The 13,484-nt window shown below is 34.3% G+C and carries 8 protein-coding genes, 24 tRNA genes and 1 rRNA gene; 31 read left to right on the top strand and 2 right to left on the bottom strand.

Annotated elements, in window-relative coordinates:
- Window positions 1–95 precede the first annotated feature (95 nt).
- The 18 genes from rrf to BLS22_RS15500 all read left to right on the top strand — a co-directional run bounded on the left by rrf (window position 96) and on the right by BLS22_RS15500 (window position 7,142).
- Window positions 96–212, top strand: a 5S ribosomal RNA gene (rrf, locus tag BLS22_RS08335).
- A 6-nt stretch (window positions 213–218) separates the two neighbouring features.
- Window positions 219–293, top strand: a tRNA-Asn gene (locus BLS22_RS08330).
- Between the two features lie 17 nt (window positions 294–310).
- Window positions 311–386: transfer RNA gene (locus tag BLS22_RS08325), tRNA-Met, on the top strand.
- Window positions 387–390: 4 nt separating this feature from the next.
- Window positions 391–465 (top strand) — tRNA-Glu (locus BLS22_RS08320).
- Between the two features lie 8 nt (window positions 466–473).
- Window positions 474–549 (top strand) — tRNA-Val (locus BLS22_RS08315).
- Window positions 550–557: 8 nt separating this feature from the next.
- A tRNA-Asp gene (locus BLS22_RS08310) sits at window positions 558–634 on the top strand.
- A 300-nt stretch (window positions 635–934) separates the two neighbouring features.
- Window positions 935–1,017 (top strand) — tRNA-Leu (locus BLS22_RS08305).
- Window positions 1,018–1,021: 4 nt separating this feature from the next.
- A tRNA-Gly gene (locus BLS22_RS08300) sits at window positions 1,022–1,096 on the top strand.
- 29 nt (window positions 1,097–1,125) lie between these two features.
- Window positions 1,126–1,201: transfer RNA gene (locus BLS22_RS08295), tRNA-His, on the top strand.
- Window positions 1,202–1,218: 17 nt separating this feature from the next.
- Window positions 1,219–1,294, top strand: a tRNA-Gln gene (locus BLS22_RS08290).
- A gap of 24 nt (window positions 1,295–1,318) precedes the next feature.
- A tRNA-Lys gene (locus BLS22_RS08285) sits at window positions 1,319–1,394 on the top strand.
- Window positions 1,395–1,404: 10 nt separating this feature from the next.
- Window positions 1,405–1,479 (top strand) — tRNA-Cys (locus BLS22_RS08280).
- Window positions 1,480–1,488: 9 nt separating this feature from the next.
- A tRNA-Arg gene (locus BLS22_RS08275) sits at window positions 1,489–1,565 on the top strand.
- 430 nt (window positions 1,566–1,995) lie between these two features.
- Window positions 1,996–2,907 (top strand): LysR family transcriptional regulator, encoded by a 912-nt coding sequence (locus tag BLS22_RS08270; RefSeq protein WP_090553263.1) that lies wholly within the window; start codon window positions 1,996–1,998, stop codon window positions 2,905–2,907.
- A gap of 156 nt (window positions 2,908–3,063) precedes the next feature.
- Window positions 3,064–4,239: a M20 metallopeptidase family protein gene (locus tag BLS22_RS08265; protein ID WP_090553262.1), complete on the top strand. Its 1,176-nt coding sequence runs from the start codon at window positions 3,064–3,066 to the stop codon at window positions 4,237–4,239.
- A gap of 35 nt (window positions 4,240–4,274) precedes the next feature.
- On the top strand, window positions 4,275–5,456 hold the full coding sequence (locus tag BLS22_RS08260) for a hypothetical protein (protein ID WP_090553261.1): 1,182 nt from the start codon (window positions 4,275–4,277) through the stop codon (window positions 5,454–5,456).
- A 615-nt stretch (window positions 5,457–6,071) separates the two neighbouring features.
- A complete protein-coding gene (locus BLS22_RS08255; RefSeq protein ID WP_090553260.1) occupies window positions 6,072–6,785 on the top strand; it encodes a DUF554 domain-containing protein in 714 nt (237 codons plus the stop codon).
- A gap of 234 nt (window positions 6,786–7,019) precedes the next feature.
- The gene (locus BLS22_RS15500) at window positions 7,020–7,142 is read left to right on the top strand and encodes a hypothetical protein (protein ID WP_280139565.1); all 123 of its coding nucleotides are present in this window, start codon (window positions 7,020–7,022) and stop codon (window positions 7,140–7,142) included.
- A gap of 368 nt (window positions 7,143–7,510) precedes the next feature.
- On the opposite strand, the gene BLS22_RS08250 is transcribed toward BLS22_RS15500, so the two are convergent.
- Window positions 7,511–8,254 (bottom strand): hypothetical protein, encoded by a 744-nt coding sequence (locus BLS22_RS08250; protein WP_090553259.1) that lies wholly within the window; start codon window positions 8,252–8,254, stop codon window positions 7,511–7,513.
- A 405-nt stretch (window positions 8,255–8,659) separates the two neighbouring features.
- On the opposite strand from BLS22_RS08250, the gene BLS22_RS08245 reads away from it, so the two are divergent.
- The 13 genes from BLS22_RS08245 (at window position 8,660) to BLS22_RS08185 (ending at window position 11,861) form a co-directional block, all read left to right on the top strand.
- Window positions 8,660–8,734, top strand: a tRNA-Asn gene (locus BLS22_RS08245).
- An 8-nt stretch (window positions 8,735–8,742) separates the two neighbouring features.
- A tRNA-Leu gene (locus BLS22_RS08240) sits at window positions 8,743–8,831 on the top strand.
- A 7-nt stretch (window positions 8,832–8,838) separates the two neighbouring features.
- Window positions 8,839–8,912: transfer RNA gene (locus BLS22_RS08235), tRNA-Gly, on the top strand.
- A gap of 17 nt (window positions 8,913–8,929) precedes the next feature.
- A tRNA-Lys gene (locus tag BLS22_RS08230) sits at window positions 8,930–9,005 on the top strand.
- 5 nt (window positions 9,006–9,010) lie between these two features.
- Window positions 9,011–9,099: transfer RNA gene (locus BLS22_RS08225), tRNA-Ser, on the top strand.
- A gap of 23 nt (window positions 9,100–9,122) precedes the next feature.
- Window positions 9,123–9,214: transfer RNA gene (locus tag BLS22_RS08220), tRNA-Ser, on the top strand.
- 4 nt (window positions 9,215–9,218) lie between these two features.
- Window positions 9,219–9,295 (top strand) — tRNA-Pro (locus tag BLS22_RS08215).
- A 33-nt stretch (window positions 9,296–9,328) separates the two neighbouring features.
- Window positions 9,329–9,405: transfer RNA gene (locus tag BLS22_RS08210), tRNA-Ile, on the top strand.
- Window positions 9,406–9,445: 40 nt separating this feature from the next.
- A tRNA-Trp gene (locus BLS22_RS08205) sits at window positions 9,446–9,521 on the top strand.
- A gap of 4 nt (window positions 9,522–9,525) precedes the next feature.
- Window positions 9,526–9,602, top strand: a tRNA-Pro gene (locus tag BLS22_RS08200).
- A 15-nt stretch (window positions 9,603–9,617) separates the two neighbouring features.
- Window positions 9,618–9,694, top strand: a tRNA-Ile gene (locus BLS22_RS08195).
- A 4-nt stretch (window positions 9,695–9,698) separates the two neighbouring features.
- Window positions 9,699–9,774: transfer RNA gene (locus BLS22_RS08190), tRNA-Phe, on the top strand.
- A 155-nt stretch (window positions 9,775–9,929) separates the two neighbouring features.
- Window positions 9,930–11,861, top strand: a complete 1,932-nt coding sequence (locus tag BLS22_RS08185) for an ATP-dependent helicase (protein ID WP_090553258.1) — start codon at window positions 9,930–9,932, stop codon at window positions 11,859–11,861.
- A gap of 127 nt (window positions 11,862–11,988) precedes the next feature.
- Here BLS22_RS08185 and BLS22_RS08180 read toward each other — a convergent pair whose 3' ends face one another.
- Window positions 11,989–13,473 carry a sigma-54 interaction domain-containing protein gene (locus BLS22_RS08180; RefSeq protein WP_143011268.1) on the bottom strand — a complete coding sequence of 495 codons (1,485 nt, stop codon included), beginning with the start codon at window positions 13,471–13,473 and terminating at the stop codon, window positions 11,989–11,991.
- Window positions 13,474–13,484: the final 11 nt, after the last annotated feature.

Genomic DNA, 13,484 nt, shown 5'->3' with positions numbered 1-13,484 from the left:
AAATGAAAAATTGAAAATGGAAGATGAAAAGCATAAAGACCTTAGGAAACAAAGGATTTGACTTTAATTTTACATTTTACATTACCTTCAAGAAATGTCGTGACAATAGCGAAGGGGTCACACCTGTTCCCATACCGAACACAGAAGTTAAGCCCTTCAGCGCTGATGGTACTTGGCGGGAGACTGCCCGGGAGAGTAGGTCGTTGCGACGTGAATGTTCCAGAGTAGCTCAATGGTGGAGCACCCGGCTGTTAACCGGTAGGTTGGAGGTTCGAGTCCTCTCTCTGGAGCCATATAAAACATCTAATAACGCGGGGTGGAGCAGTTGGTAGCTCGTCGGGCTCATAACCCGAAGGTCATAGGTTCAAGTCCTGTCCCCGCTACCATTTTGGCCCCTTGGTCAAGCGGTTAAGACACCGCCCTTTCACGGCGGTAACAGGGGTTCGATTCCCCTAGGGGTCACCAAATTAATTGGGCGCATAGCTCAGCTGGGAGAGCACCTGCCTTACAAGCAGGGGGTCACAGGTTCAAGTCCTGTTGCGCCCACCAATAAACGCGGCCTGGTAGTTCAGTTGGTTAGAATGCCAGCCTGTCACGCTGGAGGTCGAGGGTTCGAGTCCCTTCCAGGTCGCCATTTATCCATAATTCTGTTATGGGAATAAAAAATGCAGATGAGATTCAAAACCTAAAAACAGGGCAGGAAGATTGTAATTATACAGTATTACTTCCGACGAAGTGGGTAATATGCTGGTGTAGCTCAATTGGCAGAGCAGCTGATTTGTAATCAGCAGGTTGCGGGTTCGAGGGTTGGGAGTGAAAAACAGGTGAAGCCTAAGACCAGGGTCAAGAAAACAAGTAAAATCTTTAGGAGTTTTTAACTTACAGAGAATGACTCAAATCTTAACCTCAACTTAGAACTTAACCTCAAAATCACGCGGGTGTGGCGGAATTGGCAGACGCACTAGACTTAGGATCTAGCGGGCGACCGTGGGGGTTCAAGTCCCTCCACCCGCACCAATTCGCGGAAGTGGCTCAGTGGTAGAGCATCGCCTTGCCAAGGCGAGGGTCGCGGGTTCGAGTCCCGTCTTCCGCTCCATTTTATTTTGTGTATATATTAATTATATGGTGGGTGTAGTCAAGTGGTTAAGACACAGGATTGTGGCTCCTGCACTCGTGGGTTCGAATCCCATCATCCACCCCATTACAAATTATTGACATTGGGATATAGCCAAGTCGGTAAGGCAACGGACTTTGACTCCGTCATTCGCAGGTTCGAGTCCTGCTATCCCAGCCATTTTGTTCTTAAATAAAACAGCTTGACCCATTAGCTCAGTCGGTAGAGCACCTGACTTTTAATCAGGGTGTCCCGCGTTCGAGTCGCGGATGGGTCACCATTTATTTCATGGCGGCATAGCCAAGTGGTAAGGCAGAGGTCTGCAAAACCTTTATTCCCCAGTTCAAATCTGGGTGCCGCCTCCAATTAAATACGCGCTGTTAGCTCAGTTGGATAGAGTGTCTGACTACGAATCAGAAGGTCGGGGGTTCGAATCCCTCACAGCGCACCAGTTAAATCCCTATAGTTATTAAAACTATAGGGATTTAGTTATTTTTTGCGCTGGTTAACATAATTTTAAAAGCTAGATCTTTAATGGCTTGGTTTCTGTAATCATGCATTCTAAACGTATGGACACTACAAGCAGGGCAAATGTACTCTTTGAGGTTAATAGTCAGGTGAATGTTTATAAAAGTATCACTGTGAGATATTTTATTTATTTTTATTCCTTTTAAATTTAGTAGTTTTTTGATAAAATTAGAGTGAACTTATAATAAATCTCCTTTCTAGGGTCACCCCCCCTTTTTACAGCTATTGAAATTTAGTAAAAATAATGAGTAGGGAATGGAAATTTACTCAATTAATTATAACATTTAGTCATATTTTATGTTAAATCTACCATAACATTAAAATCTAATAGCAAAAAGAATTGAGGGATATATATGGATTTTCGTAAATTAAGTTACTATGAGGCTGTATGCAGACTTGGAAGCTTTACTAAAGCTTCCAAGGAACTGCATGTAACACAACCATCAGTTACGATGGCTATACAAAATTTAGAAGAAAATTTAAATACTCAACTTATTAAACGTGACCGAGATGGTCTTTTGTTGACACCCGAAGGGGAGGTTTTATATAAAAAAGCACAGTATATTCTTAATGCATTACAAGAAGTTACTAATGAAATACATGATTTAGCTACAACAAAAAATATTATACTTAAAATTGGCTATTCTATTCAAATGCGTTCTGCTTTATTTAGTATAGTAAATAAATTTAGAAGCATGAATACACATATAAAAATTATTTCCAATGAAAGTTCAACCCCATCAATCTTAAGGCAGATTGAAGATGGAATGCTTGACCTTGGAATTGTAGTTTTGACTAAAGAAATAAAAAAACGTTGGCAGACATATCCACTTTTTGAAGGTGAAGTTTGTGTATGTGTAAATAAAGAAAATCCACTAAGCAACCATGAATATATATTACTTAAAGAATTTGAGAAGCAACCATTAATCTCCTTGTCCTTAAATAATCCTAAGGATAGTTTTATTTTTAATGTATTACAAGATGCTTATGAAGATTGCATAATTTCAATAAATCCCAAATTCACAGCATTACAATTAGAGTCTTACTTTGAACATATTGCTAATAGTGATGGGATTGGGTTAACATATTATGATAGTTGGTTTAATTGCAATCAATATCATGTAGGCTTTGAGGGCAAATTACCTTATGTGATGATACCATTTAATCCTGCTTGTACATATACTGTTGGTATTATAAGTCATAAAAATCAAAAATTATCTAAAGACGCAAAAGAATTTATTCAGTATGTAAAAAAACAATTATAGCGGTAATATAAATAAAATTTATATAATTATAAATTTTAAATATTGTACAACGTAATCCCCACAATGGTAAGATAACATTGTGGGGATTACGTTATCTTGCATTATAAAAGTAGGTTGAGTTTAAATTCAACAAATATTGTATTGGAGGTGTAAAACATTAAAAGTTTTATAGAACAATCAAAAGAGATTGAAGACTATTTACTTGAAATTAGACGATATCTTCATCAAAATCCTGAATTAGGAACAGAATTACCTAAAACAACTAAGTTTGTAAAAGAAAAATTGATAGAGTTAGGGTGTAAGCCTGAAGAAATATGCAAATGTGGCATAACAGCCACAATTGGTGGTAAAAACCCAGGAAAAACAATATTGTTACGTGCCGATATGGATGCGTTGCCTATGCAAGAAGAAAGTGGCCTTGAATTTACTTCCCTACATTCAGGTCATGCACATACATGTGGACATGATTTACACACAGCATTTCTTATTGGAGCTGCAAAATTGCTTAAAGAAAGAGAAGACGAAATACAAGGTACTATCAAGCTTATGTTTCAACCTGGAGAAGAGTCTCTTACAGGTGCCATAGATATGATTAAAGCAGGCATCTTAGAATCACCAAAGGTTGACGCAGCAATGGGGGTACATGTACAACCTTTATTACCATTAAATCATTTAAACTTTGCAAAGGGAGCCTTCTTATCATCAACAGATATTCTCGAAATAACAGTACAGGGACAAAGTTGCCATGCTAGTCAACCACATTTGGGAATAGATCCCATCAACGTTGCTGCCCACATTATATTAGCATTACAATCTTTACAAGTCAAAGAAGTCCCTACTAATGAAGCAGTAGTTCTCAATATTTGCGAAGTAAAATCAGGATATACAAGTAATATAGTGCCAGATCAAGCGGTTTTAAGGGGAACGTTGCGAACTTATAATCCTGAGCTTAGAAAAAAAATTATTGAACATTGCAATAAGCTTGTTGAATTAACAGCTAAAGCTTTTAATGCTACTGCCAAGTTTGAGGTAGTAGAAAGTTGTCCATCTGCTATTAATGATCATAAATTAGTTGAGGATATGGGGGAATATATATCAAACTTAGGTATTGATTTTACTACAGATCCAAATTATAGACTGCAGGTATCTGATGACTTTGGTTTTATTTCAGAGCTTGTACCAAGTATTTTCTTTATAATTGGATGCAAGCCAGAAGGAACACAGGCAAGTCATAATCATAATTCTAAGGTAGTATACAATGAAGAGGTACTACACATGGGGGCAGCATTATTTGCAGAATGTGCATTTAACTGGTTAAAAAATAAACAATAATAATTTCAATAAAATTATAAGAAGGAGTGATTATTTTGACAGCTATTTATGCATTTACAATTATATTGGTTATATTTGCAATTGGTGAACTTTGTTCCTCTAAAACAAATGCCATGTTATCTCAAGCTCTTGTTGGGGCTATATTATTACTTTTCTATTACTGGTTAGGTTTTCCTAAAACTTTAGTAACAGATGCAGGTATAGATAAAATAGGTTCAGTAATTAGTGGTATATTAATTGCTGGTGTAGGTACTACTATAGACTTTAAAGAACTTGCAAGACAGTGGAAAACGATTCTAATTGCTGTTACATCAGTTATCACAGGTGTTATTGGTATAATTATTATTGGTGGAATGATTATAGAGCCTGAGCAAGCGATAGCAGGAGCTCCTATTTTCTCAGGATCTATATCTGCTGTAATTATTATGAGTGAACATTTTAACGCAAATGGCATGCAATATCTTGCAGCACTGTGCAGCATGTTATTGACTGTACAAACCTTTGTGGGTCTACCGTTATCTACAATTATGATGCGTAAAGCTTCTGTTGACTTTTTAAAAGATCGTGGAAATATTGAGCAATATGCACTTATTGAGCAATATGCAGCTACGGCAGAAAAAACAGATAATATAAGAAAGAAATTATTAAATTTACCACCTGAGATGAGTACCAGTGTTGTTATATTGGCTAAACTTGGTATTGCAGCTACAATTGCAAATGTGCTAGTTGGTTTGACAAATGGAATAATTCATTATATGGTAATGTCTTTATTTATGGGAATTATTCTTACTGCAATTGGATTCTTAGATGAAAATTCTTTAAATAAAACAGGTTGTTCAGGCCTTTTTATGGTACTAATTTTAGCTGGGTTATTTAGAAGCTTTGCAAATATAACCCCCCAAGATGTACTGGGAATGATTGTTCCTTTAGCTGTAGTATTAGGTATTGGAAGTGTTTGTACAGGTATAATGTCTGTTATGTTAGCTAAGATAACAAAAGTCAATACCTATTTAGCTATTGCATTAAGTTTAACTTGTATGTATGGTTTTCCAACAACATTATTTATATCTGAAGATGTAGCTAAAGCTTATGGAAAGACAGCTGAGGAGTACACAGCCCTAAGAAATTACTTAGTTCCTAAAATTGTAACTGCTGGAATAGCAACTGTAACAATTGCTTCAGTAATAATCGCGAACTATGCAATAAAATTAATTTAATTATTTCAGTTGTGTAAAAATTATATAGTAATAGCATCCCTTAGGATAGCATAATTTTGTTCTTGGCTTTTTCTAAAGCGATAAACTTGAATATAGATATATGCCAAGTAAACTATAGACGAAAATTTTTTAAGCTCTTAAGTTTACTCATTCCATACTACCTTAAACCTAACTTATTTTATATATGGAAAAGCAGTCTAATATATACTTTATTCTTTATTCTTACATCATTTAATGGGCCTTCATTCCAAGGCCCATTGTTTAAGAACTTAGTAATACAGCTACGATTCTTAGTGTGTAGAATTTTATTAGAGATATTTGAAATACTTCTTTTACCATCGATATTAACAATGCCTGTCATTAGATTGGGCAAATGACTTAACTAAGGTTTTGATAACTTTAAATTTAGAGCTTCTATGAAATTTACAACTTCTTGGTTATTGCCAATACTTGTGATAGGTATAAGTTTAAATCATCCTTGTGTATGGTGTTGGAGCCTTTTTTACACAAGTATTAGAATTTATGTTGTTTTTTATTTCTATAATTTATTGCAGCAAAATGTTGGAAGTAGTTTACTTTAATGGTATCTAATGCATTAATAAGGAGTGTTATATTATGCCCTATGGAATTATAATAAATTGTGCAATCGTGGCATTGGGTGGAATTTTAGGAAGTATTTTAGGAAAATATATTCCACAGCGAATATGTGATTTCTTGTCTAAATTATTTGGAATTACTTCAATTACCATAGGAATTACACTTATGGGTAAAATAAATTCGTTATCAGCTGTTATGTTGGCATTAATATTAGGTGCTATTGTTGGTGAAGGATTTCGTTTTGAAGATAAACTAAAATCACTTTCTGTTAAACTGAAATCAGTTGAAGAACATTATGTTAATAAAAATGGGATAAATCGAAATCAATCTACAGAAAAATTTATAAGTATTTTGATTCTAATTTGTACTGGTAGTACAGGCCTAATGGGTGCTATGACTGAAGCGATGACTAATGATGCTTCAATTCTAGTTGCAAAATCTGTTTTAGATTTATTTGCTTCAGCAATATTTGCTTCTACATTGGGAATATCAATTTGTCTAATAGCTATTCCTCAATTTCTAATCTACATTAGTTTATTTTTATTATCAAGATTCATTACACCATATGTAACACCTTACATGGTAGCTGATTTTATGGCATGTGGAGGAGTAATTGCTTTTGTTACAGGACTTAGAATAGCAGAAATTAAATCGATGAATTTGTCTAGTCTACTTCCTGCATTACTGTTTGTTATGCCCATATCTTGGTTATGGATGTTAGTGTTTAGTTAATAAAGATTAAGATGTGTGGAGTGCTATAGCCTAACTGGACATGTATAAATGTTTCTCGTCGTTTTCTTAGAATTCCTTATTAAATTAATAGAATACTGATTATCTACATTAAAACATCTAAATAAAGTTACATAATTAATCCTATATTTATTAACATTATAGATTTGGTGTTAGTATAAAAGTATAGACACGAAAATTAGGATATAATATTTATGTCTGAAAAGAAGTATCCACATGAAACAAAACGATAACCGATATGACGATGATTTTAACAAAATGCTAGTTGATCTCTACAATACAACTAATCATACCTTCAAAAGCCAAAGGAATCGTCTAGAATCATTAAAAATAAACTAATTAAAGAACATATCCCTAGAATCTATATGGAAAGTAAGGGCCGATATGAAGCTCTCAAAATCCATGAACAGATGAAAAAGGAGAAGCTACTTGAAACTATACCAAGTCTCAAAACAGTTCAACGCCTCATTTTAAAGATGCCATTGCACAATCTGTTTAAACTATCTCAGGATTACGGTTGTTTCAACCTTATCGTACAAAAAGATTTAGATTTTCAAGTGAAATTCATCAATGCTGTTAGATAAATATAAGCATAAAAATATCTTAGGTAAAAATATGTCTTTACTATCTAAACAGGGAATTTTTTTAGATACAATATCAGCTATGAGTTACAAACTCATAGCTGATATTGTATCTATACTGAACTCCTAGTGCTTTCTAGCAGCTACTTGGGGCGAAGACCTTATAGTATTTAGATTTTTATCTAATACCATCATTTGATATATTTTAAAAATCATTAAATGTAGACTTTTTACTATTCTAGAAAATCGATCCCAATTTTCTTCCTTACTAACATCTCTATATAGTCCGTTAATCTCTAATTGGAAAGAAGGAATTCCTATATCATCCCATATAGTTTTTACTACTGTTCCAGCTTTATCTGCGTTAAAATAATGGTTAAATCGTACATTCATGATATTTTGGCTTTTAAAGCTATTAACAATAATACTTTCAATTTCTTTACCAATAGATAAGCCATTAAGGGTGCCTACGTCAACTGTGAGATTTCTTTTTTTATCTAAACCATGGAGATCTATTAAACAAGCAAGAGAATGCTCTTTAATTTTTTTCAAAAGAAAATTTTTATATGGACAGTTTATATCGTTATTAGAATCACCTCCCCCAGTGAAGGTACGATAAATCACATGACAATTAGTAATATCCCCTAATAATAGAGCTATACTTCCTGTGAAAATATCAGGCTTTTTTACTTTAAAACTTCTTATTTGCTTTACAGCATGGGGTGCTGAAACAATAATAGGTATACTACCTTCCCTATATTTAAAGAGATTATCTTTATCTTCGCCAAAATAGTTGTTAGCTGCAAATTGTTTTTCAAACTGGAAAGCCTTTGTAACAAATTTAAGTCCAGGATTTACAGAGGTACTCATTATATGTCACCATCCTTTATTTAATCTCCAATTAAGTACAATTACAATTAAGCTTTATCAATAAAAGTCTTTTCAAATATAGTTTTCTTCATATAGCCACAATAATATAAGAGTAAATAATAGGCATATACAATTGTAAAAATGATGCATAATATAAAGAAAATATTTAAGCATCAATAAATATACACTAAAAGTATAATATGTAAAAAATTACATAAAATTATATATAAAAAATAGGCTTGTATATGTTGACAAATTTATTTAAAAGTGTATAATAGAATATGTCGTTAAATTAAGTGTAACAGTTGTGAAGGGTTAAAATAGCTGGCAATAATTTATTTTAAAATCCTACTTGACAACATAGCACAATTATTATTATAATATGCTTATCGCTTAAATTAACCTTCCAGAGTAGCTCAATGGTGGAGCACCCGGCTGTTAACCGGTAGGTTGGAGGTTCGAGTCCTCTCTCTGGAGCCAGCAACAGTGCCGAAGTGGCGGAACTGGCAGACGCACAGGACTTAAAATCCTGCGGTCCTTCAAGATCGTACCGGTTCGATTCCGGTCTTCGGCACCATATGTATGCGGGTGTAGTTCAGTGGTAGAACTTCAGCCTTCCAAGCTGACCGCGAGGGTTCGATTCCCTTCACCCGCTCCACTAATTTAATAATATAAGACCCATTAGCTCAGTCGGTAGAGCACCTGACTTTTAATCAGGGTGTCCCGCGTTCGAGTCGCGGATGGGTCACCACTTATGGAGAGGTGTCCGAGCGGTTTAAGGAGCTGGTCTTGAAAACCAGTGACTCCGAAAGGGGCCGTGGGTTCGAATCCCACCCTCTCCGCCATAAAATTAATTTTTATGCTATTAGGAGAAGTACTCAAGTAGGCTGAAGAGGACGGTTTGCTAAACCGTTAGGTCGTGTAAGCGGCGCGCGGGTTCGAATCCCGCCTTCTCCGCCATCATCCGGGTGTAGCGCAGTTTGGTAGCGCACATGGTTTGGGACCATGGGGTCGGGAGTTCGAATCTCTCCACCCGGACCATTTAACTTAATAAACACCTTATTTTATAAATAAGGGCCTTTAGCTCAGTTGGTCAGAGCGTCCGGCTCATAACCGGCAGGTCCGGGGTTCGAGTCCCTGAAGGCCCACCATATTTCATCTTAGATTCCACCATGATAAAATAAACTGAATAGGGGTGTAGTTCAGTTGGTAGAACGTCGGTCTCCAAAACCGAATGTCGTGGGTTCAAATCCTGTCGCCCCTGCCATCATCCGGGTGTAGCGCAGTTTGGTAGCGCACATGGTTTGGGACCATGGGGTCGGGAGTTCGAATCTCTCCACCCGGACCATTTAAAAATTCATAAGGGCTCATAGCTCAGCTGGTTAGAGCGCACGCCTGATAAGCGTGAGGTCGGTGGTTCGAGTCCACTTGAGCCCACCAATTTGCCCAGATAGCTCAGTCGGTAGAGCAGGGGACTGAAAATCCCCGTGTCGGTGGTTCGATTCCGCCTCTGGGCACCAATTCCATAAAACTAGTACACATGTACTAGTTTTTAAATTTTTGTAGATATATTTAAATAGAATGGAGTTAGATATATTATATAGGTATTATATCTATAGCTTTAATAGGGAATTTGATATAATACCTATATATATTGCTAGTAAAGAGGTGAGTTATGGATAGTATATTTAATAAATTGAATGAAGAGCAAATAGAAGCAGTACAACACTACGAAGGCCCCTGTATGGTTTATGCCGGTCCTGGATCAGGAAAAACAACGGTTATTGCCTATAGAATTGTCCACTTAATTCAGCATCATAAGGTAAATCCAAATAATATTCTAGTGATTACCTTTACTAAAGCTGCTGCAGAAGAAATGAAGATGAGATTTCAGCAGATGATAACAACTATCCCTAAAAAGGATGGTAATGTGAATTTTGGGACCTTTCATTCGATTTTTTTTAGAATTATAAAAAGCTATTATCCTTATAGGTTAGAAAATGTATTAAATGAGGGAGAACGATATCTAGTTGGTAAGAATATAATAAAAACTTTACAATTAGACAATTATGAGGATGAAGAATTTGTAAAAGATGTATTATTAGATATATCCCTGTATAAAAATCAACTCCTAGAGGACAATGAATTTCAACCTCAATCTATTGGCCTAAAGGATTTTCAAAGAGTACTTACAGCCTATGAAAATTATAAAAAAGACTGTAAAAAAATTGATTTTGACGATATGCTAACAGAATGCTATTCATTGTTATACAATAACCCTGCAATCCTACAAAAACTAAGAAAATCCTTTACCTATATCTTGATAGATGAGTTTCAAGATATAAATAGTATTCAATTTGCAATTATTCAGCTTCTTACTAAGCCAAGCAATAACCTATTTGTGGTGGGAGATGATGACCAATCCATATATAGTTTCAGAGGCGCTAAACCTCGATTTATATTAGATTTTGACAAGATATACCCCGACACTAAAAAAGTCATACTAAATAGAAACTATCGTTCACAAGAAAAGATTATCGATACCGCCAACAGCTTAATAGAAAACAACATCTATCGTGTAAAAAAGAATATCCTTCCCATGCTAGAACCGGGAGTGGATATAAATTATATTACCCCTAAAGATAAAGAGGAAGAAAATGAAAGGGTTACCGATATTATTCATCAACTAATTAAGATGGGATACAACTATGAAGAAATTGCTATTATCTATAGAACCAATATAACAGCAACTTCAATAATTGATACCTTATTGGACCATAATATTCCGTATATTACTAGAGATCATGTATATAATCTATACGATCATTGGGTAGCAAAGGATATAATTAGCTACCTGATTGCTGCCCATAACACAGTAGATAAAGAGGCTGTAAGACGTATTATCAATAAACCAACAAGATACATAACTAGAAAAGCTCTGTCACAAGTCATGGATCATCATAAAGATTTAATTACATCTTTAAAATTGAAAGGAGATCTAAAGACTTATCAAAAGAAGTATCTTGAGAATTTAGAGTTGGACTTAAAACGGATAAGAGGGTTTAGCACCTACGAGGCTTTTAGTTATATACGAGAGGTAGTAGGCTATGACCAATATATAGAAGACTATTGTAGGGATAAAAGTATTGGAGGGGCTAAGCTATTTGAAATATTAGATGAACTAGAAGACATAACAAAAAAACGTTCTAACCCCCAACAATTCCTTCAACATGTGATAGACTTTAAAAACACTTTTAAAGTAAAAGAGGATGATAAAACAAATCAAAATAAAGTTCAACTGTTGACGATGCATGGAGCCAAAGGATTAGAGTTTAGAGCTGTAATCATTGTATCTGTTTTAGAGGATGTTATTCCCCATACCAAAAGCCTTGAAGATAATCATCTTATTGAAGAAGAAAGACGATTGTTTTATGTTGGGATGACAAGGGCTAAGGAATTATTGTATATTAGCTCTCCTTTGTATAAAAAAGATAAAAAGCTTCAGCCATCAAGATTTGTAGAAGAGATGAAAAAAAATTGTCCTAGAATAACAAAGTATAAAAAATTCCATAAGATTATTATTAAACACTTAAATGAGAGAATGTAAGAGATTAACATGATATAAAATTCAATAAACGGTTATAAAGTATAATGTCTAAAGAGGCTGTTAATATGGACTTATGGATTGATAGGAAGCTAATAATCCATAAGTCCATATTAAGTATGATTTACTATTAACTAGAAGATGTATCATAATCCTGTAGAATAACTTCAGCAATCTTATACTTATTCATTTTTCTAACGATAGTAGGTTGACTAACGCCTAGGACTTTAGCAACTTCTCTAGTGGTTTTATATTTTGTCACTGCTTTGTGAATAATTTGCTTTTCTATTTCTTCAATAGTATCTTTAAGATTTTTTGTTGCAGAGGAAATTTTAATATCAGATGAATTCTCACTTTCATTTATAATATAATTAGGTAAGTTTTGGGGGGATATATTATCCTGTTGTGTAGTAATAATTACTCGTTCAATAATATTTTCTAATTCCCTAACATTTCCAGGCCATGTATACTTCATTAAAATAGCTACAGTACTAGAGTCTAATCGTTTTGACATATTAAATTTTTTATTATATTTCCGTAAAAAATGTCTTATTAATGGAAAAATATCCTCAGGTCTTTCCCTGAGGGAGGGTATATGTATAGGAACAACATTTAAACGATAAAAAAGATCCTCTCTAAACTTTTTTTCGTTTACCATGCTTTGCAAATCCTTATTAGTAGCAGCTATAATTCGTGCATCAATTGGAATCGATGTTAATCCACCAACCCGTTGTATTTCTTTATCTTGGATGACCTGCAATATTTTGACTTGAAGACTTAAAGGCAATTCCCCAATCTCATCTAAAAAGATTGTACCCCTATGGGCTAATTCAAATAAACCTTTTTTTCCTTGTTTTTTAGAACCAGTAAAGGCACCATATTCATATCCAAATAGCTCTGATTCCAACAATAATTCTGGAATAGCACCGCAATTAACTTTGATGAGAGAATGATCCTTTCGAGAACCTGATTCATGAATAAATTTAGCGATTTCTCCCTTTCCTACGCCAGATTCTCCAGTAATTAGTACAGTAGAGTCTACTTGTGCTAATCTTTTGGCCAATTGTAATATATCCTTCATTATTTGGCTTTCTATAATAAAATTATTTATCACAATTTGTTGTTTTTCCCGTAGCTCTTCTAATTGATTTTGGATATCCTCTAATTCATTTTTTAAAACAATAAGCTCTGTAATGTCCCTGGAAGTACTAATAATTTTATAAATATTACCCTCTTGATCTAAAATAGGATTACCAGTAATTAGTATCTTTTTACCCTTTTTATTACTATGAAGGATAGAAATCTGTTCTTTCTTTTTAAGGACTTCTTTAACTACAGAATGAGAAAAGATACCCATTTTTTCTAATACTTCAACATTTTTTCCTATTAATTCCTCTCTTTGTATTTCGTATAGCTGTTCACAGGCTTTGTTTGCCCATAATGTATTACCGTGCTTATCATCAATAGTAATAGCATCTTGAATAGAATCCAATATGGAATCAAAATCTTCAAAATGATTACTAGGGATAATCCCATGAATTTCATCACAATGGTATAAAAAACCGCCATAGATAGGATTATTTTTGTTTTTTTCTAGAATAAAAACATTTCCCATAAATTTTTTTT

Origin of the sequence: Natronincola ferrireducens (assembly GCF_900100845.1) — a bacterium.
Classification (GTDB): domain Bacteria; phylum Bacillota; class Clostridia; order Peptostreptococcales; family Natronincolaceae; genus Natronincola_B; species Natronincola_B ferrireducens.
Note: the sequence above shows the minus strand (reverse complement) of the source record. Positions and strands in the feature narration are given on the sequence as shown.

What these genes read in the sequence shown, in the direction of transcription:
- BLS22_RS08270 (WP_090553263.1), top strand. Translation starts at nt 1,996, where the DNA reads ATGGATTTTCGTAAATTAAGTTACTATGAGGCTGTATGCAGACTTGGA.
- BLS22_RS08185 (WP_090553258.1), top strand. Translation starts at nt 9,930, where the DNA reads ATGGATAGTATATTTAATAAATTGAATGAAGAGCAAATAGAAGCAGTA.
- BLS22_RS08250 (WP_090553259.1), bottom strand. Translation starts at nt 8,254, where the DNA reads ATGAGTACCTCTGTAAATCCTGGACTTAAATTTGTTACAAAGGCTTTC.
- BLS22_RS15500 (WP_280139565.1), top strand. Translation starts at nt 7,020, where the DNA reads ATGAAACAAAACGATAACCGATATGACGATGATTTTAACAAAATGCTA.
- BLS22_RS08255 (WP_090553260.1), top strand. Translation starts at nt 6,072, where the DNA reads ATGCCCTATGGAATTATAATAAATTGTGCAATCGTGGCATTGGGTGGA.
- BLS22_RS08180 (WP_143011268.1), bottom strand. Translation starts at nt 13,473, where the DNA reads ATGGGAAATGTTTTTATTCTAGAAAAAAACAAAAATAATCCTATCTAT.